Source organism: Pseudoalteromonas sp. SCSIO 43088, assembly GCF_023650795.1.
Taxonomy (GTDB): domain Bacteria; phylum Pseudomonadota; class Gammaproteobacteria; order Enterobacterales; family Alteromonadaceae; genus Pseudoalteromonas; species Pseudoalteromonas shioyasakiensis.
The window spans coordinates 340107-360543 of sequence record NZ_CP072676.1 but is presented as its reverse complement, the minus strand read 5'-3'; the positions used below and the strand labels follow the sequence as shown (position 1 = coordinate 360543).

20 protein-coding genes are annotated in these 20437 nt (G+C 40.4%); 9 read left to right on the top strand and 11 right to left on the bottom strand.

Going from position 1 to position 20437, the window contains the following annotated elements; translation table 11 throughout:
- The first annotated feature begins 24 nt into the window (after positions 1 to 24).
- The 3 genes from astB to J8Z28_RS19430 all read left to right on the top strand — a co-directional run bounded on the left by astB (position 25) and on the right by J8Z28_RS19430 (position 3668).
- Entirely contained in the window at positions 25 to 1368 is a 1344-nt protein-coding gene (gene astB, locus J8Z28_RS19440; RefSeq protein WP_250660840.1) for an N-succinylarginine dihydrolase, read from the top strand.
- 3 nt (positions 1369 to 1371) lie between these two features.
- Positions 1372 to 1881 (top strand): GNAT family N-acetyltransferase, encoded by a 510-nt coding sequence (locus tag J8Z28_RS19435; protein WP_062565821.1) that lies wholly within the window; start codon positions 1372 to 1374, stop codon positions 1879 to 1881.
- Between the two features lie 98 nt (positions 1882 to 1979).
- Positions 1980 to 3668, top strand: coding sequence for a methyl-accepting chemotaxis protein (locus J8Z28_RS19430; protein WP_063528153.1), 1689 nt, complete (start codon positions 1980 to 1982; stop codon positions 3666 to 3668).
- A gap of 36 nt (positions 3669 to 3704) precedes the next feature.
- Here the strand turns inward: J8Z28_RS19430 and J8Z28_RS19425 are convergent, their stop codons facing one another.
- Positions 3705 to 4145 carry a hypothetical protein gene (locus J8Z28_RS19425; RefSeq protein WP_063528152.1) on the bottom strand — a complete coding sequence of 147 codons (441 nt, stop codon included), beginning with the start codon at positions 4143 to 4145 and terminating at the stop codon, positions 3705 to 3707.
- A gap of 229 nt (positions 4146 to 4374) precedes the next feature.
- Here J8Z28_RS19425 and J8Z28_RS19420 point away from each other — a divergent pair, with 229 nt between their 5' ends.
- Complete coding sequence (locus J8Z28_RS19420; RefSeq protein ID WP_250660896.1) at positions 4375 to 5373, top strand: DUF4382 domain-containing protein; 999 nt, start codon at positions 4375 to 4377, stop codon at positions 5371 to 5373.
- Positions 5374 to 5423: 50 nt separating this feature from the next.
- On the opposite strand, the gene J8Z28_RS21880 is transcribed toward J8Z28_RS19420, so the two are convergent.
- Positions 5424 to 6740, bottom strand: coding sequence for a methyl-accepting chemotaxis protein (locus J8Z28_RS21880; RefSeq protein ID WP_063530332.1), 1317 nt, complete (start codon positions 6738 to 6740; stop codon positions 5424 to 5426).
- Positions 6741 to 6934: 194 nt separating this feature from the next.
- Between J8Z28_RS21880 and J8Z28_RS19405 the strand changes: the two genes are divergently transcribed.
- A complete protein-coding gene (locus J8Z28_RS19405; protein WP_250660839.1) occupies positions 6935 to 8527 on the top strand; it encodes a carboxylesterase/lipase family protein in 1593 nt (530 codons plus the stop codon).
- 33 nt (positions 8528 to 8560) lie between these two features.
- On the opposite strand, the gene J8Z28_RS19400 is transcribed toward J8Z28_RS19405, so the two are convergent.
- The 3 genes from J8Z28_RS19400 to J8Z28_RS19390 form a co-directional block, all read right to left on the bottom strand.
- A complete protein-coding gene (locus J8Z28_RS19400; protein WP_250660838.1) occupies positions 8561 to 9280 on the bottom strand; it encodes an SIR2 family NAD-dependent protein deacylase in 720 nt (239 codons plus the stop codon).
- Positions 9277 to 10299: a Kelch repeat-containing protein gene (locus tag J8Z28_RS19395; protein ID WP_250660837.1), complete on the bottom strand. Its 1023-nt coding sequence runs from the start codon at positions 10297 to 10299 to the stop codon at positions 9277 to 9279. The genes J8Z28_RS19400 and J8Z28_RS19395 overlap by 4 nt, the downstream gene beginning before the upstream one ends.
- Positions 10300 to 10367: 68 nt before the next feature.
- A complete protein-coding gene (locus tag J8Z28_RS19390) occupies positions 10368 to 10997 on the bottom strand; it encodes an NAD(P)-dependent oxidoreductase (protein WP_250660836.1) in 630 nt (209 codons plus the stop codon).
- 102 nt (positions 10998 to 11099) lie between these two features.
- On the opposite strand from J8Z28_RS19390, the gene J8Z28_RS19385 reads away from it, so the two are divergent.
- Complete coding sequence (locus J8Z28_RS19385; RefSeq protein ID WP_250660835.1) at positions 11100 to 11984, top strand: LysR family transcriptional regulator; 885 nt, start codon at positions 11100 to 11102, stop codon at positions 11982 to 11984.
- Between the two features lie 45 nt (positions 11985 to 12029).
- Entirely contained in the window at positions 12030 to 12281 is a 252-nt protein-coding gene (locus J8Z28_RS19380; protein ID WP_250660834.1) for a TIGR03643 family protein, read from the top strand.
- Positions 12282 to 12313: 32 nt separating this feature from the next.
- On the opposite strand, the gene J8Z28_RS19375 is transcribed toward J8Z28_RS19380, so the two are convergent.
- The 6 genes from J8Z28_RS19375 to J8Z28_RS19350 all read right to left on the bottom strand — a co-directional run bounded on the left by J8Z28_RS19375 (position 12314) and on the right by J8Z28_RS19350 (position 18865).
- The gene (locus J8Z28_RS19375; protein ID WP_250660833.1) at positions 12314 to 13633 is read right to left on the bottom strand and encodes a methyl-accepting chemotaxis protein; all 1320 of its coding nucleotides are present in this window, start codon (positions 13631 to 13633) and stop codon (positions 12314 to 12316) included.
- A 104-nt stretch (positions 13634 to 13737) separates the two neighbouring features.
- A complete protein-coding gene (locus J8Z28_RS19370) occupies positions 13738 to 13992 on the bottom strand; it encodes a YfhL family 4Fe-4S dicluster ferredoxin (RefSeq protein ID WP_054562570.1) in 255 nt (84 codons plus the stop codon).
- Between the two features lie 499 nt (positions 13993 to 14491).
- Complete coding sequence (locus J8Z28_RS19365) at positions 14492 to 15349, bottom strand: DUF7822 domain-containing protein (RefSeq protein WP_250660832.1); 858 nt, start codon at positions 15347 to 15349, stop codon at positions 14492 to 14494.
- Between the two features lie 185 nt (positions 15350 to 15534).
- Positions 15535 to 16110: a hypothetical protein gene (locus J8Z28_RS19360; protein ID WP_250660831.1), complete on the bottom strand. Its 576-nt coding sequence runs from the start codon at positions 16108 to 16110 to the stop codon at positions 15535 to 15537.
- A 678-nt stretch (positions 16111 to 16788) separates the two neighbouring features.
- The gene (locus tag J8Z28_RS19355; protein WP_250660830.1) at positions 16789 to 17103 is read right to left on the bottom strand and encodes a DUF6572 domain-containing protein; all 315 of its coding nucleotides are present in this window, start codon (positions 17101 to 17103) and stop codon (positions 16789 to 16791) included.
- Positions 17104 to 17566: 463 nt separating this feature from the next.
- Positions 17567 to 18865 (bottom strand): PAS domain-containing methyl-accepting chemotaxis protein, encoded by a 1299-nt coding sequence (locus J8Z28_RS19350; RefSeq protein WP_062565836.1) that lies wholly within the window; start codon positions 18863 to 18865, stop codon positions 17567 to 17569.
- 440 nt (positions 18866 to 19305) lie between these two features.
- Between J8Z28_RS19350 and J8Z28_RS19345 the strand changes: the two genes are divergently transcribed.
- Both J8Z28_RS19345 and J8Z28_RS19340 read left to right on the top strand, forming a co-directional pair.
- A complete protein-coding gene (locus tag J8Z28_RS19345) occupies positions 19306 to 19518 on the top strand; it encodes a DUF2061 domain-containing protein (protein ID WP_175078744.1) in 213 nt (70 codons plus the stop codon).
- Positions 19519 to 19932: 414 nt separating this feature from the next.
- Positions 19933 to 20418: an FAD-binding oxidoreductase gene (locus J8Z28_RS19340; RefSeq protein WP_250660829.1), complete on the top strand. Its 486-nt coding sequence runs from the start codon at positions 19933 to 19935 to the stop codon at positions 20416 to 20418.
- Positions 20419 to 20437 lie beyond the last annotated feature (19 nt).

Below are 20437 nucleotides of genomic sequence, written 5' to 3'. Positions count from 1 at the left end.
ACGCACAATAATGATGGATTAAGTATGCACGCAGTAGAAGTAAACTTTGATGGCTTAGTGGGGCCTACTCACAATTACGCGGGATTATCGTATGGCAATGTCGCTTCACTAAGTCACGCCTCTTCGCATTCGAACCCCAAAGAAGCCGTGCTTCAAGGCCTTGAAAAAATGAAGGCAATGCACGAATTAGGCCTAGAACAAGGTATTTTTGCACCTCATGCTCGCCCCGACATTAATGTGCTAAAGCGTTTAGGTTTTACAGGCAGCGATAGCCAAATTATAGAAAAAGCATTTAAAGCCGACCCTGTTTTACTGCGAGCTTGTTACAGTGCATCGGCCATGTGGACAGCCAATGCTGGCACTATCTCGCCTTCAGTCGATACGCTTGATGACAAAGTGCACTTTACGGCTGCTAACTTAAATAACAAATTTCACCGCTCGCTAGAGCCCGTTACAACTACGGCTTTATTAAAAGCCATGTTTAACGATGAACGTTACTTTAGCCATCATACGCACTTACCTGATCAAGGTTTTTTTGGTGATGAAGGCGCCGCAAATCATAATCGATTATGCGACAGCCATGCAGATGCAGGGCTTGAGATCTTTGTTTATGGTGCAAGTAGTTTTAATAGCGCCTTGCCAAAGCCCGTTAAATTTCCTGCAAGACAATCTCTTGAAGCTTCGCAAGCAATTGCCCGTTTACATCAGCTAAAGCCAGAAAATCAATTATTTATTCAGCAAAACCCTGATGTGATAGACCAAGGTGTCTTTCATAACGATGTAATCGCAGTGGCCAATGGCAATGTACTTTTATGCCACGAACAAGCGTTTTTGCATCAAGCTGATACGCTAAAACAGATCAAACAAGCTTACCTAGGCAATAAACCGCTACATATTATTGAAGTGCCAACCAATAAAGTGAGCATTACAGATGCTGTAGGCAGCTATTTATTTAATAGCCAATTAATTACCTTAAGTGATGACAGCATGATGCTGGTTGCACCTAAAGAATGTCAGCGTAATCAAGCTGTTCACGATTACATTCAAGAAATGATTTTGGCAGATAACCCAGTTCAGCAAGTGCGCTTTTTTGACTTGCGCCAAAGCATGCAAAATGGCGGTGGCCCTGCTTGTTTACGCTTGCGTGTAGCGCTCAACACTGACGAACTAGCCGCGGTCAATCCGGGTGTACGATTCAACGAAGAAAAATATAACCAATTAGTAAGTTGGGCGAATAAGCATTACCGTGACTCGTTAAGTAGTGACGACTTTGCCGATCCAATGCTTTTAACCGAAAGCTATCAAGCACTTGATGAGTTAACCAACTTACTTAATTTAGGCTCTGTGTATCTATTTCAACAAGAATAAATAATGAAAATTAAAGCTGTACACTCTATTAAAGGGGTGTCTAAATCACTCAATAGTTTACTGATTGATAGCGTTGCCAGTGGCGCATCAATCGGCTTTATTGCCCCGCTATCATTACAGTCAGCACATGACTACTGGCAAGGGGTCGATGGCGATTTAGCAACGCCCTACCGTAGGCTTTATCTTGCCCTTGATGGTGATACGGTGATTGGCTCAGTGCAGCTTTCTTTGTGCGCCAAAGCCAATGGCGCTCACCGCGGTGAAGTAGAAAAGCTCATGGTGCACAGCGAATATCAAGGCAAAGGAATAGCAAAACAATTGATGAATAGCCTAGAAACCGACGCCCGTATCTTAGGAATTCAATTACTCGTACTTGATACCCGCCAAGGTGACACTGCTTCATATTTGTATCGAAAACTCGATTACATTGAAGCTGGCACGATTCCTGGTTTTGCGAAAAGTTCCTCCGGTGAATTTGACGCAACGGTGTATTTTTATAAGCAAGTCGCCTAGATCTGCTTTTATAGCCAATTGATATAATCATAAAGTCGACTAATAAAAATCTTTAAACGTACTAAACTAGTACTGCGGATTTTTATTAGGAGCGATAAATGGCGCTATCAATACAGCAACGGGTACTCTTTCTAGCCCTACTTCCCCCCCTACTCATTGCAATTATGCTGACACTCTACAACTATGTGCAGTCAAAGCACAGTGGTGCGCAAACCGTTGAAAGTTTTGCTACACAAATGGAAAACGACCGAAAGGCCGAAGTCAGTAACTATCAAAAAATTGCCATGAGTTCGATTGCTCATCTCATCGCACAAGATGATGGCTCTAATACTGAACAATTGCAAAACCAAGCAAAAAGTATTTTGCGTAATTTGCGTTTTGATGATGCTGGCGATACAGGTTATGTGTTTGTTTATGATGTAAAAGGTGTCAATATTGCCCATGGCGTTAACGCCTCACTTGAGGGTAAAAACCTTTATGATTTTAAAGATCCTAATGGGGTTTATCTGATACGAGAGCTGATTGATGCTGCGAAGAAAGGCGGTGGTTATGTGCAGTATTCTTGGAAAAATACCAACGGCAGTGTAAACCCTAAACTCGGCTATGCCGCTTTGGTACCAAAATGGAATTGGGTGCTAGGAACCGGCTTTTGGATCAGTGGCCTTGAGCAACAAGTTGCAGTAACAGAACAACGGGTTAATGAAGGTATCGATAATGCCTTTATAAACACAGTTATCGCTTCAATATTCGCAGTTGCAATTACCGCAGCGATTGCAGTGGTGGTATCACGCAGTATTACTAGCCCACTGCACACAACCGTACTCGCAATGAACGATATATCACAAGGGGATGGCGATTTAACCCAGCGTTTAATGGTGAAACGAGACGATGAACTGGGCAAACTTGGCAGCTCGTTTAACCGCTTTGCCGATGACGTTGGTAAAATGGTTATTGATATACGCCAATCATCGCAATCGATGAATCAAGCGTCACACAAACTTAACGAGCTACTTGCTAACATGCACGCAGGTATTAATCGCCAACATGAAGAAAGTGAGCAAGTTGCAACCGCAATAAACGAAATGTCGGCGGCGTCAATGGAAGTTGCCCGCAGCGCCCAAGAGGCCTCAACCGCTGCTGAACATGCCGATCATTTAGTAAAACAAGCTAACAACCAATTACTCATTGCTATAAAGGTGATTAATGGCCTTGCCAAACAAGTTGATGAAGGGGCGAATGCAGTTGATCAGCTTAACCAACAATCGAGTCAAATAGGCAGTGTGCTTGATGTGATCAGAAACATTGCTGAGCAAACGAATCTATTGGCACTGAACGCGGCAATTGAATCTGCCCGAGCTGGTGAAGCGGGTCGTGGTTTTGCAGTGGTGGCTGATGAAGTGCGAACTCTAGCAAAACGCACGCAAGATAGTACTCATGAAATTGAGGCAATGATTGAGCAAGTACAGCAAGGAACAACAACTGTAAATAGCATTATGCAGTCAATCAAATCTGGCAGTGCAACCAGTGTTAATGAGGCAGGCGAAGTCGAAAAAGCGCTTAATGAAGTACTGCTTTCGGTTAACACTATCACATCACAAAATGCACAAATTGCCACAGCCGCTGAAGAGCAAACGTCAGTGTCTGAAGCGATTAATCAAAACATGACGACCATTGTCGATATTGCTAACAAAACCGCTAATGATACCGATGTAGCAACGTCATACATGCATGAACTAACAGACACGGCAACGCAGTTAGAACAAAATGTAAGCCGTTATAAAACCTAATAACTGATTGATGGTTAGGCAGGCATTGCAGCCTGCTTAACAAAAATCATTGGTCTTTTGTAAGTTCTTTAGCCAATCGAACAAATCATTATCGTAGCGCTTTAGACGCTGTTGATGTTTGTCATTAAGGCTATAAAAAGGCGCAATACAAATATACTTTTCGCCCATAATAAGTACTAAGCGCAAACCAAAAAATGAGTAATGGTGAATAAACTGCACTTGTCTTGCGTGCATATGGCGGCATTGCCCAAATAAATTACGGTAATGCACACCATGACGGCACACCGTTAAATTACGCTTTGAATTAAACACAAGTAGCGCTAATAACAACGTAACTGCACAAGCTAAAAAGCTAAAAAGTAAGCTGCTCACTTCTGATGAGCTATTAATAAATCCCACAAATAAGATTAAGTTAAATGCAGCTAGCAGTGCCCAACTCCTCAACTCAAAGCGCTTTTCTAAATCAATGACCTTCATTTTTGTTCCTAGATTTTTATTTTTTGCGATGGTGTCAGCAAAATGTGGAAGAAAAATGGATTTGCTTAATAAGCACGGTAAATTTGCATTTATATTTTGTCGTGGCTTTCAGGTTGTTACATAAAAGGTACAAAGGTGTTAATCGAAACTTATTATTAGCAATTCAAGTTACATTAAGTTTTAGTGACTAAACTATTTGTAAATTTTTAGAACACAAAGGGAAGAAATGATGAACTTTAAAACTACATTACTTAGCAGCGCCGTTTTATTTGCACTTGTTGGTTGTGGCTCAGATGACGACAAGAACGATTCGGTTGATCCTCAGCCGCAAACTGCACAGTTCACGTTAGGTGTGTCTGATGCACCTGTAACAGGTTTAAAAGCTGTAAATGTTGTGTTTGATTCAATCACATTGAAAACCCAAGGTGGTGAAGAGTTCACTTTTGAGACCCGTGAAGATGATGATGAAACCATGCCTGAAATGGTTAATTTATTAGACTACACAGGTGATGATGTATTTTCTTTATTAGAAGATGAAGAAGTAGCTGCGGGTGAATATCAATGGATCCGTGCAGATGTCATCAATGGTGACACAAACGATTTAACCATGACTTCGCATGTTGTTTACGAAGATGACAGCATTGCACCACTGGTTGTTAAACGTAAAGGCAACGATGGTATCGGTGAAATTCAACTTGATGGTTTTACCCTAAACCAAGCTGGTAACGAGTTTGTTATTGAATTTGACCTTAAAAAGTCACTAGTTGATCCACAAAATAGTGATGAGATCTTCTTAAAACCACGCGGTGTTCGCTTAGAAAACCTTGCTGAATCTGAAGATATCGAAGGCACTGTAAGCGATGTACTTATCGCTAACTGTGAAACTGATAATATCGATATCGCACTAGAAGATGGCTCATTCGGTCATGCTATTTACTTATATAGCAGCGATGTTGAAATGCCAATGGACAACTATGAAGTTAACGAAGACGAAACACCATTAGATGCACCTCTTGCAACGGCGGATGTTGTTTTCGATAGCGAAGATAACCAATACGAATTTGAACTTGCGTTCATTCAACCAGGTGATTATCAACTTGCTTATACCTGTGCAGCGCACATCGATGACGTAGAAACGCAAGACGAAGCATTTACGCTTTATCAAGTAAAACCAATTACAGTTACATCGGGTGAAGACTTAGACGTGTCTTTCACTGTTTCTGAATAATATTGGAATACCCCATCAAAAGCCCGCACTGTGTGCGGGCTTTTTGTTGTTTAGAGTGTATCGTAACGAATAATTACTTCAGATATTTGATCCACAACTTTATCTGCACCGGTTTTAATGTCTTCCATGATCATACTGACTTCTTCAACATTTTGCTGAGACTCACCAGACAGAGCTTCGATTTCTTCGATAAGAGCCGTCATTTTTGCTGCGATTTCTTGCGTCTTTCCAATCAGGCCTGATATTTCACTGGTCGACACAGAAGTACGTTGCGATAAATTCCTTACTTCATCGGCAACCACCGCAAAGCCGCGGCCATGCTCCCCGGCTCTGGCAGCTTCAATCGCTGCATTTAAGGCAAGTAAGTTTGTTTGCTCTGCGATGCTATTAATGGTGGTTACAATTTCACCTATTTGTGATGACTGCTGCGCTAAAACATCCGACAGTTCACGAGTTTGATGAACCTGCTCGCTCACTTTTTTTGATGACGCAACACTACTTAAAATTCGCTGCTGACCATTAGTCACGACTTGCGAGGTTTCTTCAGACGTGTGGCCGGCATTTTCAGCTGCATGTTTAACTTCTTCGGTGCTGTTAACTCTGGCAGTGACATCAGATGCAAACTTAATGATCTGCGTCACTTTACCCTGTTTATTAAAAATAGGGTTATAGGTTGCCTCTAAGTAAAGCGGGCTGCCATCACGTTTTTTACGAGAAAATTGCCCAGAGAAAATGCGCCCGTTAGAAAGCTCTTGCCAAAAGTTGGGGTTCTTTTGATAAAAGTCGTCATAACAAAACAGTTTGTGATGCTGACCTTGGATTTCAGCAAGACTGTAACCTACAACATTTAAGAAATTATCATTCGCAGAAATAATATGACCATCCGGCGTAAAGCGGATCATCGCAGTGCTTTTATTAACGGCATCATAGATTGCCGACATTTCATCAAGTTTCTCGACTTCTTTAGTAATTTCTGAAGCGAACTTAATTGCACAGCGCACCTTGCCATCATCACCGCGAACAGGAAAATAGGTTGCACGCAGCCAAATATCTTCGCCGGCACCATTTATGCGCGAGAAAACCCCTGACTTTGCTTGGCCTCTAGCGATATCTTGCCAAAACGTTTGATACTCTTTTGAGCTGCTATATTCAGGCGCACAAAACTTACGATGATGCTGACCAATAATATCCCCAGCTTGCACTTTCATTGTTTTACAAAACAAATCATTGGCTTCGAGAACAGTTCCATCTGGTGTAAATTCGATATAAGCAATATTTTCTCTGATCCCAGCTAAATATTGCTGACTTTTATCAACATCATGCTGCAAGGCATCAATGAGTTGATCTTTATGTTTACTAAACCACATTGAAACACCAGTTATTAGGGTAGTTAAATAAATATTAGCTCACTAGCATAAGAAATAGAATTACAAAATGGTTCTTTTTTCTTAATGATTAACAGGTTAACCAACTGCCAGTTCTAACACTAAAGCGCTTTCTTCTTAAACATTGAGCAAATATATAATATTATAAGCCTTACCCAAACAGCCTAGGCTTTGTTATGACCTCGCGTATTCTCAAATCGATTTTCTACTCATCTTTTCTATTAGGCTCTGCCGTATTTTTGCAAGGCTGCCAAGAACAACCTCAATCAGATCAAATCGCCGTCACTGGCGGGCTCATCCAAGGGCAAAAAGAAGGTCGCTTTATTGCCTATAAAGGCATTCCGTATGCAGCAGCTCCGGTGGGAGAGTTACGCTGGCGAGCACCGCAGCCTGTGCCTAAGTGGCAAGATGTAAAAATACTTAACGATTACGCGCCTGACTGTATGCAAAAACCGTTTGCAGCCGACGCTGCACCGCTTACAACAACCCCTTCGGAAGATTGCCTTTATTTAAATGTATTTAAACCCACTAAACACAGCGATGCTCCTTATCCCGTTGTGGTATGGATACACGGTGGTGGCTTTGTAAATGGTGGCGCATCACCCGCTGTTTACTCAGGTGAAAGCTTTGCTAAACAAGGGGTTATTTTTGTTAGCTTTAATTATCGCCTAGGCCGATTTGGCTTTTTTGCGCACCCAGCCCTTAGTCGTTTTGAGAACGATGCACTGGGCAATTACGCTTTGATGGATCAAATTGCGGCACTTGAATGGGTGAAACAAAATATCGCTCAATTTGGTGGTGATGCTGCAAAAGTAACGCTAATGGGTGAATCTGCAGGAGGCGCATCGGTACATGCAATGATGCAAACCCCTGCTGCTAATGGCTTATTCCAGCAAGCGATTATTATGTCAGCGGGCGGACGAGAACTATTTAAGCGGTTGCCACTTAGTAGTGATGATGACACTGTGCTAAGCGCCGAAAAAATTGGCGAAAACTTTGCCAAACAACACACCATTTTAGGCAGTGATGAAAATGCCCTTGCTGCACTGCGTGAGTTATCTGCCGAAGACGTGGTTGATAACCTAAATTTGAGCACATTAAATCGACAAAATAATGATGAGTCTACTTACGTTGGCGGGCCAATTATTGATGGCACCATCATCAATTCGGCGACAGAAGCGCGCTTGAGTAAAGGCACATTTAGCCATGTTGCGACCATGGTTGGCACAACAGATATGGATTTAGGCTTTGCTAATTTTGCTTCTAAAGAGGCGTTATTCGCAAGTTTTGCTCCACACAGTACACAAGCAAAAATGACTTACGATGCAAGCGGCGAAACGCCATTGCCTTTACTCAATTACCAAGTTGGTCAAGATGCTTTAATGCAAGAGCCTGCAAGGTTCGTTGCAAAACGTGTGACAGATATGGGTAAGGATGCCTTTTTGTATCGTTTTGGTTATGTGGCGCAAACCTTAGATAAACCAGGTGCAGAGCACGCCAGCGAAATTCCATACTTTTTTAATACTGTGGCAGCGAAATATGGTCATGTCACCACTGAGCAAGATAAGCAAGCCGCTAAAATAATGCACCGTTATGTGACGAATTTTATTAAGCTAGGCACCCCCAATGGCCCGGGTTTACCGACTTGGCAAGCATATAAGAATGATGAATCTTTTATACTGCAAATGAGTAAATCAGGGACTGCAGAGTTTTTACCGGATCCCTTACAAGCGCGGTTAAACATCGCAGAAACAAAAGCTGAAAATTAATCAAATAAGGCGCTTAATATAAGCGCCTTATTTTTATCCTTGCTGCTGAACATACTCAAGCGCTGTCATCTTGTGATATGTCACATTAGGATGAAATACGTGAGTAGGATCTGGGTCTACTATTTCAATTGGCGTGCCTTGACTGCGAGCAATATCGAGTGCCATTTGGGTAATATTGACGCTAAACGAGGTGCCAATAAAGACGATTTTATCGGCATCAAGCATGCGCTGTTGCGCCTCAGAGATTCGATAAAGCTCAGTGTAGTATTCATCAAATAACAACACGTAAGGCTTAAACGACTCGTTGAGCTTGGGGCTTTCATTATTAATATTGAACACCTCAAGCAAGGAGTTGTGGAGGTTGTCTTCGTTGACATTATCCCACGGCGCGTTAAAAGCCATCACATCGTCACCTTGATGGTGAAACAGTGTCATTTGATCTAAGCGACCATGAATAGCAATAAAATCGGTGTTACCTGCTTTGCCATCAAGGCCATCGATATTTTGCGTAATGAGATTTTTATCACTCAACCAATGATGCACTTCATTGGGACCGTGATGGCGATAGGTTGCAAAGCGATGATAATACCAAGCTAAAAATTCGCGGGGATTATTTTCGTACATAGCACGCGTTGCCATTTCCATCGGCGTATAATTTTTGCTGCCAATGGTCCAATAACCATCCTCGCCACGAAAGGTCGGTATACCGCTAGCGGCACTCACTCCCGCCCCTGTAATATAGAGTGTATTCATAGAGATAACTTTACCTTGTAAGCAAGTGCATCGGCTGTCACTTGTTGATTATTATCCATACCACCAAGACGATACAAACTTCCTTGGTGCTCTAATAAACCTCGATGATCCATGCTCGCGGTACCGGCTTTTGGCATCACTTGCCACGTGTTTTTATCAACATCAAAGCGCCAAACATGATCACTCGCTGGCGCTGGTTTACCATCGTACCCCATACCATTGTAGTTATATGGGTTCTCAGAGCCGCCCATCATATAAATGTCGCCATTAAAACTGGTTGCTGCCATACGGTAATGGGCAACACCTGTTGGGTGTGGCACGGTACGCCAATCTATCTTTAATGGGTTATCAGCATCAATCGTACCTTTTAAGCACTGTGCAACCGCAGCGAAAGAACGGCGCTTATCAGCATTCGCCTGTGTTTTAACGCCATCACACACCAATATGGTGTTTCCACTAATTGCCGCCGCTTGGCCAAACACCGGTTGACCTAAAAATGGCGAAGCCTGTTGCCAGGTATCCGTTTGCGTATCATACACTTGTACAAGGTTAACATTGCCATCGTTATGCCAACCACTGACTAAATAGATATAACGCTGCTGGTACGAAAGCGCCACGCTGTCATCCACCGGCACTGGCATATTGGCAAGTTGCGTATATGAATTAGAGAGCACATCATAGCGATATACATCGGGTGTAGAGATTTCTTGATGATCGGCGCTAACGGTATACCCACCAAATACATAGGCATGCTTACCCACACCCACCGCGGTACTCGCCAAACGGCCACTAAGAGGCAACGTACTTGGCACGGCTTTAGCCGCTTGCCACGCGTTATCGCCCACTTTAAGGACCCACACTTTGTTGTGAACATCGGTATGTGCTTTGCCTGAGCTCAAGCCCATAAAGCTTAGGAAGTAGGCTTGTTCATCAATAACAACTTTGGCAACAGCATTGTTCGCGACGGGTTCGGGTAAGGCAGGTATGGTTGCAAGTGCAATAGAAAATAACAGGCTCATAAATTAAATAGGTAACTTAACACATCGCTAAAGAATACCATTTTATGAGCCTGAAGAAAGGCTCGCTATTAGTAAGCAATACTAATACGTTGATTTAAATGAGCTGCCGATTGTGCTTCATCAAGCATCGCTTTAGCATAATCAGTGACTGATATTTTGCTTTCGCCGTTTGCATCAGTAAAGAAGCTGTCGCCACCAACACGGTACGGGCCTTCTGACTCACCTGGGTAAATGACCGCAGCTGGTGATACAAAAGTCCAAGCTGTATCTGCTGTTGATGCTCTAAATACATCAAGTGCTTCACCTTGAGCTATGGCTTCTGCTTTGTATTCAGCAGGAAAATCTGGGCTTGATACTAGTGTTACACCGGGTGCGACTTCTAAGCTACCTGCACCGCCCACCCATAGAATGCGTGTGTTAGTACCTGCAAGTGCGTTTAGTAATTGTTTTGCTGTATTTGCCACAATTTTATGGTTACCTAAAGCACGACCACCAATTGCAGCAATAACAACATCACTACCTGCAGCTGCAGTTGCGATATCGTCTTTAGTTAAATCAAATTCAGTCACTGTAACGTTATCTTGGGTTACTTTACCTGCGTCTCTAACTAATGCATTTACTTGATGACCACGTGCGATTGCTTCTGAAGTAATGTGGCTGCCAATCCAACCTGTTGCGCCAATAACTGCTAATTTCATAAGGAATTCTCCGTTGTTTGTTTCAATGATTGCAGTTTACTTGTTCACTAATTACTGATAAATACACTATATAGATACACATTGTTTCATATTAAGATACCAATGGATAAACTCACTTCAATTACTAGCTTTGTCGAAGTTGCCCGTACAGGCAGCTTTACTCAAGCCGCTGAGCATTTAGGTTTAAGCCGATTACAAGTTTCTAGACATATTCAAGATATAGAAAAGTGGCTAAATTTAAGATTGTTTCATCGCACAACACGCAAAGTGAGTTTAACATTTCAAGGCGAAGAAGCCCTTAGCTATTGCCAGCAAATATTAAATCAAGTGTCTGATTTACAAAGCAGAGCACACAGCCATAACAACGAATTAGTGGGTACCATTCGAGTTGCCTCTCCGATCGGGCTTGGCCAACATAAACTGTTTGATGCCATTGAAGTGTTTACCAAGCGCCATCCACAGACGCGCTTTGAACTGTTACTTTCTGATAGTTTATCGCAGCTCGTTGATGACCGCGTTGATATCGCTTTGCGTTATATCCACCAGCCCGATGAAGGACTCATTGCCCGTAAGCTAATGTATATCGCAACCGCAGTGTGTGCATCAAACGACTATTTAGCTACGAGCCCACCGATTAATGAGCCAAATGACTTAACTGCACATAATTGCCTTATTCATAACAAACACACTATTTGGCAATTTCAACACGACGACAACACACAAAAAGTCACGGTTAAGGGCAACATTGTTGCCAACGATATGGGGGTGCTTTTAAAAGCAGCAAAACAAGGAATCGGGGTAGCTCACCTACCATGTGATCTCGCCAATGACTATTTGGCATCAGGTGAGCTTGTAAAAGTACTGCCAGAGCATACAACTATAGGCTCTCACTTGTGGGCAGTGTATTTATCACGTAACTTCCAACAAAATGTGGTGAGAGCGTTCATCGACTTTTTAGCAGAGCACTGGCAACACGATATCTTATAATCTAAACCTGCTGCAAATACGTATAGGCTATAAAAAGGAGCCGAAATGCAGCATTTAGATCATGAAGTATCACGCATCATAGAGATGGCGTGGGAAGACAGAACCCCGTTTGAAGCAATAAACCAACAGTTTGGTTTAAATGAAAAAAGCGTTATCGCGCTAATGCGTGAGCAATTAACAAGCTCGAGTTTTAAACTTTGGCGAAAACGCGCATCAGGTAGGCAAACCAAACACCTAAAACTACGCCATCCAGATATATCCCGTGGTTATTGTAAAACCCAATATAAACATAGATAGTTTACACGGCTTAAAACCTAGTATGAAAAAGATTACTGATTCAGTTGGTTAGCAAATTGCCCTACTGCATCAACCACTTGCTGGGCACCGTGTTGTATGTCTTCCATCACTTGACCAGACTCATTTGATAAAGACACGCCTTGCTCAGCTTTCACCTTACCTTGCTCAATAACCTTTACTGTATTTTGCGTAAGTGACTGATTATTATTTACCACTTCAACAATTTCTTCGGTGGCTTTTGAGGTTCTTGAAGCAAGCTGTCTGACTTCATCAGCAACCACCGCAAAACCTCGACCTTGCTCACCGGCACGAGCGGCTTCAATTGCTGCGTTTAGCGCCAGCAAGTTCGTTTGCTCCGCAATGCTACTTATACTTTGCACAATGGCTGCAATTTGCTGTGACTGTTTATCAAGGGCTGAAATCTCTTGGGCTGCTTGCTCCATCTGCTGGGCTAATTCATTCATCACCATCATGGTGTTTTGTAACACCTCAGCCCCTTGTTGAGCCAGTCTATCAGTCTCTGTTGATGTGCCATACGCAATTTCGGCCGCTTGGGAAATTGCCTGTTCACGATTAACTTGCTCAGTGATCACAGTGGCAAACTTCATCACTTTGTAAAGCTCACCAAAATCATTTGAAATGGGGTTGTATGAAGCTTCAAGCCACACTTCATTGCCATGACGGTCAACACGTTTAAAGCGATCAACAACAAACTCACCACGTCTTAAGCGCTGCCAAAACTTCTCATACTCAGCTGACTCAGCCAGTTCAGGTTCACAAAACATACTATGGTGCTTACCTACTATCTCTTCTTTTTTATAACCCATGCTCTCTAAAAACGGTTCATTTGCGTTAATAACCTTACCCTCTAAGTCAAACTCAATAACCGCCATCGAGCGATAGATGGCATTTATAGTGTCGCGCTGTTCACGAGAAGTAGAAATGGCATCGGTAAGCACAGTGCCGTAAATAGCAAAGTAATTAAGTTCACCTTGCTCTGTGTGTACCGGGTGAGCAATCAAACGAAGCCACTCAAGCTTGCCATCATAGCGAGTTATTTGTAAGTGTCCTACTCCATGCTGCTGATTTTCAATGGCGTTTTTTAAGTCTTTAAATTGGTCAGTATTTCGAGATTGTTCAGTAATAATATCTTGGAAGGGCGAGTCAATTAGCTGGTTGTGCGAGTAGCCTAATTCATCTAAAAAGTTCTGGTTAATATAGGCCATTGTGCCATCAGCACGCAGCCTAAGCACCAACATCTCTTCATCAATACCCGAAGTGAGATCTTTTAGCGGATAAAGCTCAGCTTTTAACGCATCAATTTCAGCCTGTAAGGATTTACTAAACCACATAAAACGCCCTGATTATTATCGTGTTGTTGTTCATAAAATTGTAGAACAATTATCGCAGGGCGCTACTTTAAGATAAGCAAAAAGAATTAAGAAAAGTGATTTAACTAAGAAGCTTGAGAGGTCAATTTAACGTATTTCTCAGCCAGCTCATCTAAAGTTTCACGATGATTTGGATCTGGCTTAATGCAATCAATAGGACACACACTAACACATGTAGGGTTATCGTAATGCCCAACACACTCAGTGCATTTATTTGGGTCTATTTGATATATCTTCGCGCCCATATATATAGCCTCATTCGGACACTCCGGATCACACATATCACAGTTAATACATTTGTTATTGATGAGTAATGCCATGACACACCTTTAAGCACGATGATGGAGTATTGCCTTTAAAAGCTAATCTAGATTTCAAAAAGCAGCGAAAATTGCAGCCGCGTAATATAGATTGCTGCGAATGAAGTTTCTTTGATCTAGATCAAGTTTAAAAGTAGTTAAGATTCTCCAAGAGCGATATTACAGAACTAATGCACAGGGATCTATCGAACCAAGCTATGTGATGAAATAAGTGAGGGGTTTTATGGTGACTAGATGAGTTTTCGGTATGGGCAGAGTCTTAAGGGCATAGCTCGTTTATGGACAAAAGTGCGATAGAGGATTTAATCGTAACGCTCCGCAAGCCTGTTGTAGGCGCGAAGTGGCTAAAATTTATAAATTTTAGCCAGGTAGTGAAAATAAGTATTTAGCGGCTTGTTATGTATTTTCTTTAAAAGAATACTCTTCTATTTCACTTACAGAGCGTAGGGTAATCTCGCCATCTTTATTTTCTAAAGATGAAGAACTTAGCCTCCATACATCATCTTTTCCAAAGCCTTTCATTAAAACTAAAAACATGCATTAGATCATGTTTTGTTTTAGGCTCTATATTAAACCTAAAATTCAGCCTGTCATTTACATCTCGATTTTCATCAACTAATAAAGCTATAAACTCTCGTCTATTTCGATGTTCTACAAGATGAACTTGCTTAGAATCTCTGTTAATTTCAATACTTTTGAACCAAGCATAAGAATTAAGGTTACTGAGCTCAAACTTAACAATTTTAGAATATTCATAACTGGGTGTATCAACTTTTTCTTCAGGAGGATAAGGCGCGTAGCATAAATGATTGCCCCACTCGTTAAAGCCCAAAAGAATAAGGGATTCTTCAAATTGCCTAAAATCTATCGAATTTTTCTTAAAAATTGATTTAAAGCTTTTTTTATTCTTTTTGTGATTACTCTGGATGAAATCTTCCGCAGTTTTTTTTACGTCCAACAAATGGAGTTCAGCTAAGAGGTCTCGTTGCTGTACAAGCTCAACTTCATCATTTAAAAGGTAGATTTCATAGGGTTCTAAAAATAAAAATTCACCTCGATTTTCATCTTTTAATAAAAACTTAATTGCTGACTTAATTACATCTGATTCATAAACAGATGAAACAATTTCGTTAAAATAGCAAATATTTTTTATTGCTGTTTCATAACTGATAGATAGTGCTAGAGGTTCATCTAAATTCCAGATTAAAGATTCACATTCCTCAGCTTTCCCTCCTGAAAAAAGTATTTTATATAGAAAAGGGATTTCTGAATTCCATTCAGACAAACCAGTTAATACTAGTGAGTTACTATCATTAGGTTTTATATTAGATGAAAATAGATAAGAACGATTTGCCAATTGATACTCCTAAATACATAACACCCACTTGGGGCACAAATACGCAGGCTATAATACGAAAGGGAGCGAAGGGAGCCTGCGTGTTTGTTTCCCAACGAGCACTAATGAGCGACTAAAGAGGTTATTTTTTAACCGCTTGCTCTGCGCTATCTCTCAAGGTTTTTGGAATATAGCGAATTAATTGTTCAGAACTTTGAATAGTTAAACGCTGCTTTTGGGAACTCATGTAGTTGAATATTTAAGTACTCAGTTTTTGAAACTGGTTTAGCCATACGCTTGAGAAAGCTCGGAGTATTTTCTGAAAACAAACCACTTTCTAATGTAACAGCCGAGATTTCTTGCCAGGGAATAAACAGGTTATTATGACCAAACTTAAAGGGAAAAAGCACTCTTAAATAAAGCCCCCTGTTATTTGCTGCAACCTTTAAGATTCCGTTATGTCGTATTTTACCAATATACCCACTTCCAATTCGGAAGCTTTCTTCTAAACCCCAGTCATTATTTTTTCTGTATCTTTTAGCTAAGTTTTGCCAGCCACTTTCTTTTCCTAGTCCATAACAAACTCCAAACCAACCAACTACAAAAACAACATAAAACCAGTTTGAAGTGAGAAAAGACGATAAAACTGTCTGAGAGTAGATCACATACTCTTGAACTAAAGGAGGTATTTCACCTCCACTTCCCACGTAGATGAATAGAACAAAAAACGAAAGGAAAGAAATAGTCCAAATCAATCCAATAAACTTAAAAACAATCTTCATACTTTCCTTGTGTCCTAATCAGCTTGCGGGCGGCATAATTTTTTTGTTAAGTACGTGTTTAGTACAACCTATCAAATTTCATTACTCTGTAAAACTCACCAGTACTAGAGCATTTATAGTTGCTACCATTTACCCCCCCGCCTTTGACCTTTACGAGAGTTTTGTCTTCGAAATAACAGGTATTCAAAGTGGACGTGAATATAGCCTCACCTCTGAAATGATTAAAACCACCATAAATGGAAGCACCATTTTCAGTCATCTGTGATATTGCAGTTACAAACTTTAATTTTCGAGGCAAGTGCAGAAATCTTCCATAAGTATCAACGCGCCGATAAGGGGCTAAAAATTGTTTGCTAAATGTTGAGGAGCCAAAACAGCAAACTGTTTTTTGTCCTTGTTTATTAGATTCTTGGGGCTACTTTTACCCAAATGGTGATTTAAAGCAACTACGTTTATACTCTTTAGTTGTTATATCAGCACTGAAGAGACTTTAAGGCTTAATTTAGCTTCGCTTACTAACTCTCCTGAAAGAGCCAAGAATCTGAAGCTGATATTAAGTTCAATGTCTGCGTCCATTTGGTCTGTCCATAGATGCATAAGAATTTAATCGTGCGAGTTACATATTTTTCTGCTTATTCGGAATACGAAAAGGCTATAGCAATAGGCAGCTTTAATTTGTTATGCAACTTCCAACCACAAATCAATATTGAATTCCTTTAGGTGTTTTTTAATTGCACCTATTAGATTAATAATTTCTTGCTCAGGCATTACTTGAGCTTTGATATAAATATCGCTATTACCCTGACCATACTTGGATATCCACTCATCGGAGAAGATGGTATCCGTATAGCCTTGAATCTTAGTTTTCAGAAGTTGTTCGTGATACTCACAATCCCTTAGTGCACTTGACAATACAATAACCAAATCGACACCACCATCTTTTCTTTCTCCAACGATATCGATTTTATCTAAGTTCTCAATAGGGTCATCCATGTTCAGATTCCTTAAGTTACGTGATATTCAAGTCTTTGTGACATGCGGTTTGTCAGGCAAGAACAAAGCAACTGGTTTTGTCAGCGCTTTTGATTTGCCTTGCTATATGCAAGTGACACAAATTTCATTATGTCATCTAGCAATATTAGTATTGCAAAGCTAATGATTAAAACAATTAAATAGTACAAATTATAAGGTGACCAACTAGCAAGTAGTGTGGCTTTATCACTATCTGATAAACAAGACTCTAAGATGCCATTTAAGCAGCGTTTTTGAGCTAAAATGAACTGCTCACTACTTCTATATGACATTCCAAACATAGTACTTGTGTAGCCTAATATGCCAAACAAGAGTCCTTTCAAAATCCTTTTATACATTGATTAGACACCCTAAACCTTCATGTGAATATAATTTTATAGTGATCTTCCCCTGAACAACTACTCCTTTATTCGATAACCCTTTACTAAAGATTCGTTTTAAATTGACTGACGGCCTCAACCACTTCTTTAGCACCTTTTTGAATATCATCGATTACACTTCCTGCGCTATTAGATAACTCTAATGCATCTTTTGCTTCTACTAGACTAGATTCAATTTGAGTTACCGCATCTTGTGTTAGTACTTTATTTTCCGTCACGACACCTATTATCTGCTCAGTAGCGGCACTCGTTCTTGAAGCAAGCTGCCTCACTTCATCAGCCACAACAGAAAAACCGCGTCCTTGCTCTCCAGCTCTTGCAGCTTCTATTGCAGCATTGAGAGCAAGAAGATTAGTTTGGTCTGCAATACCTTTAATACTATCGACCAAGTCAGCTACTTTAGCTGACTGTACATCTAATTTATTGATACCTTCACTGGCTGTTTCGAGTTTCTTAGAGAGGGCTTTCATCGTTGATATTGTTTGCTTAACAACTTCTAAACCGTTTTCTGCATCTGCGTCTGTTTGCTTTGAAATATCGTAAGCAATCTCTGCAGTCTGTGAGATTGCTTGCTCTCTTTTCATTTGTTCTGTAATGACAGTCGCGAACTTAGCAACTTTATATAAATCACCATTGTCGTCATGAATTGGGTTATATGAGGCTTCAAGCCATACCTCATTACCGTGGCTATCAATCCTTTTAAAACGGTCTGAAATAAAGCGCCCTTGCTTCAGCTCAGACCAAAACTGTTTATAAGCACTCGATTCAACTTCATGTGGATCACAAAACATGCTGTGGTGCTTTCCTAATATTTGATTTTGAGAGTACCCCATGGCTTTCAAAAAGTTATCGTTAGCATTGAGTATTATGCCATCCAGGCTAAATTCAATCACAGCAGAAGAGCGACTGAGAGCAGTAAGCATATCTTCTTTCTCTCTTGATTGAGATATAGTTCTTGTCAGTTCAGCTGAATACACGGCAAGTTCGCCATTTATTGGTTGTAAAATGCTCCTGAGCCACAGTTCACGACCTGTATTAGTTTGTAATTGTAAGGCGCCGTGCCAATGGTTTAACTTATTTATTGCCGAGAGTAATTTTTGTGTGTGGGGTTTATTAATTGATTTTTTTAAGAGCAAATCATTTAAGTTTTTACCAACTAGATCATTCGCTTGAAGGTCTAGCGCTGCTGCAAATCGCTCATTTACTTCAATGATGGTGCTATTTTTGTTCAGCAGAAAATACAACATCTCTTCTTTGAGCTCATGCTTTATATTTTCGTATTCAGCAGCCTGCTCTTTTAAATAAATATTTTCGGATAACAGTTTGCGATTAGTAAACCACATTAGGTATGTTCCTTTGGATTATGAACTCAAGATTTGAGTAATTTTTATCATCATACAAATATAATTGGTTATTAATAGTACATTTAAGATGAATGGGTACAAAGAGAAGTTAGAAACCATGTAAGTTAACTCTAAGCTCCAAACATAGTTTACAAAGAGCTTATTTACTGCTCGATGATTATAAAAGATCACTTTTTCTAGTTCAGAGCCTTACATTATCATTGGCAATACGCTTTCGCATTACCACATTAGAGAAGTAAATTTGCGAACTGCTCTAAACGTCTTCGTCAGGAGCGCATATTGAGTTGAAAACTAACAAGCAACACTGACACACAGCCATTCTATTTAACCAATCAATACAATCTTTTTATTCCATTTTAAAGACTGAAAATAATGAGCAATACTAAACTCATCAAATTATGAGAGTTAGGGTATTCAAAATGATTAAGACAGTTACTTTTGCAATGATGCACTTCGCAATCGCTTTTACAGTGACTTATTTTTTAACAGGTAGTTTTTTAATTGGTGGCTTGGTTGCTATTGTTGAGCCAGCTGTAAACACTGTTGCGTTTTACTTTCACGAAAAAGTGTGGCGTAAAGTTGAAAGTCAGAATAACTTTAAACAAGATTCAGATGGGATAATGTTTGCTTAGGAATTAACTAGGTTAAATTGGCTCACAAACCAACGAATATCCCCATATTACACCTCGAACTGTAAATTAAGCTTTGCCACTAGAGCCGTTGGCAGAGCTTCAGAGCAAAAAGGCTAAAGCTATTTTTAATTATTAGCCGAAATTAACAAGCCCTTTTAATACTTCTTGTAAAAGAGCTCAAAACTCCCTCCCCTAGATGCATGGCAATTAAAACTAAACAAAATAAACATATAACCTTGAATTAAATAAAAAAAAGAAAATTAATCCATTCTTTTTTCATTAAATATAACCCCCTAAAAGCAAGGTTAAGCCCTTTTAATTTAGAGCTAATACTCAAATTAGGCTTGCAATTATCACTTTTCAGCTTACACTTGTGCGCCAAATGGGCGTACACTTGTAAGCTAAAGGCGAAAAATGAGAGCGTTATTAAATTCATTATCAAAACATTTATTGCATCATCAGTCATGGGCAGGATACTGGGAGCCTGTGCTTCAGTGCTTTAAACCAGGTTGGCGCGAAGGCTATTTTCGTGCACAAGTAAAACATGTACAGGTGTTTGCTGAACAATGCGTTGAGTTGATTATTGAGCCAGAAAAATCATGGCCAGTTCATCAAGCAGGCCAGCACATTGCGTTAACAATCCAAACGAATGGTCGAATGCTAACGCGTGTATTTACCATCGCAAGAGAACCACAATTGGCAAGGCAGAAGCGACAAATTCGTTTATTGATCCGCAGCCAAGAGTTCGGCGCATTTACATCAAAGCTAATAAATTTGAGGCCAGGGCAATGGCTTAATATTTCTGAGCCTAAAGGCCAGTTTGTTATACCAAATACCGCGCGCCTCTTTAATCATGCTTGCCGGTGGCTCAGGCATTACGCCATTTATAGCCATGCTTAAAATCTTTACCTGCAGATAG

Coding starts and splice junctions, on each gene's coding strand:
- astB (WP_250660840.1), top strand. CDS start 25: ATGCACGCAGTAGAAGTAAACTTTGATGGCTTAGTGGGGCCTACTCAC.
- J8Z28_RS19435 (WP_062565821.1), top strand. CDS start 1,372: ATGAAAATTAAAGCTGTACACTCTATTAAAGGGGTGTCTAAATCACTC.
- J8Z28_RS19430 (WP_063528153.1), top strand. CDS start 1,980: ATGGCGCTATCAATACAGCAACGGGTACTCTTTCTAGCCCTACTTCCC.
- J8Z28_RS19425 (WP_063528152.1), bottom strand. CDS start 4,145: ATGAAGGTCATTGATTTAGAAAAGCGCTTTGAGTTGAGGAGTTGGGCA.
- J8Z28_RS19420 (WP_250660896.1), top strand. CDS start 4,375: ATGAACTTTAAAACTACATTACTTAGCAGCGCCGTTTTATTTGCACTT.
- J8Z28_RS21880 (WP_063530332.1), bottom strand. CDS start 6,740: ATGTGGTTTAGTAAACATAAAGATCAACTCATTGATGCCTTGCAGCAT.
- J8Z28_RS19405 (WP_250660839.1), top strand. CDS start 6,935: ATGACCTCGCGTATTCTCAAATCGATTTTCTACTCATCTTTTCTATTA.
- J8Z28_RS19400 (WP_250660838.1), bottom strand. CDS start 9,280: ATGAATACACTCTATATTACAGGGGCGGGAGTGAGTGCCGCTAGCGGT.
- J8Z28_RS19395 (WP_250660837.1), bottom strand. CDS start 10,299: ATGAGCCTGTTATTTTCTATTGCACTTGCAACCATACCTGCCTTACCC.
- J8Z28_RS19390 (WP_250660836.1), bottom strand. CDS start 10,997: ATGAAATTAGCAGTTATTGGCGCAACAGGTTGGATTGGCAGCCACATT.
- J8Z28_RS19385 (WP_250660835.1), top strand. CDS start 11,100: ATGGATAAACTCACTTCAATTACTAGCTTTGTCGAAGTTGCCCGTACA.
- J8Z28_RS19380 (WP_250660834.1), top strand. CDS start 12,030: ATGCAGCATTTAGATCATGAAGTATCACGCATCATAGAGATGGCGTGG.
- J8Z28_RS19375 (WP_250660833.1), bottom strand. CDS start 13,633: ATGTGGTTTAGTAAATCCTTACAGGCTGAAATTGATGCGTTAAAAGCT.
- J8Z28_RS19370 (WP_054562570.1), bottom strand. CDS start 13,992: ATGGCATTACTCATCAATAACAAATGTATTAACTGTGATATGTGTGAT.
- J8Z28_RS19360 (WP_250660831.1), bottom strand. CDS start 16,110: ATGAAGATTGTTTTTAAGTTTATTGGATTGATTTGGACTATTTCTTTC.
- J8Z28_RS19355 (WP_250660830.1), bottom strand. CDS start 17,103: ATGGATGACCCTATTGAGAACTTAGATAAAATCGATATCGTTGGAGAA.
- J8Z28_RS19350 (WP_062565836.1), bottom strand. CDS start 18,865: ATGTGGTTTACTAATCGCAAACTGTTATCCGAAAATATTTATTTAAAA.
- J8Z28_RS19345 (WP_175078744.1), top strand. CDS start 19,306: ATGATTAAGACAGTTACTTTTGCAATGATGCACTTCGCAATCGCTTTT.
- J8Z28_RS19340 (WP_250660829.1), top strand. CDS start 19,933: ATGAGAGCGTTATTAAATTCATTATCAAAACATTTATTGCATCATCAG.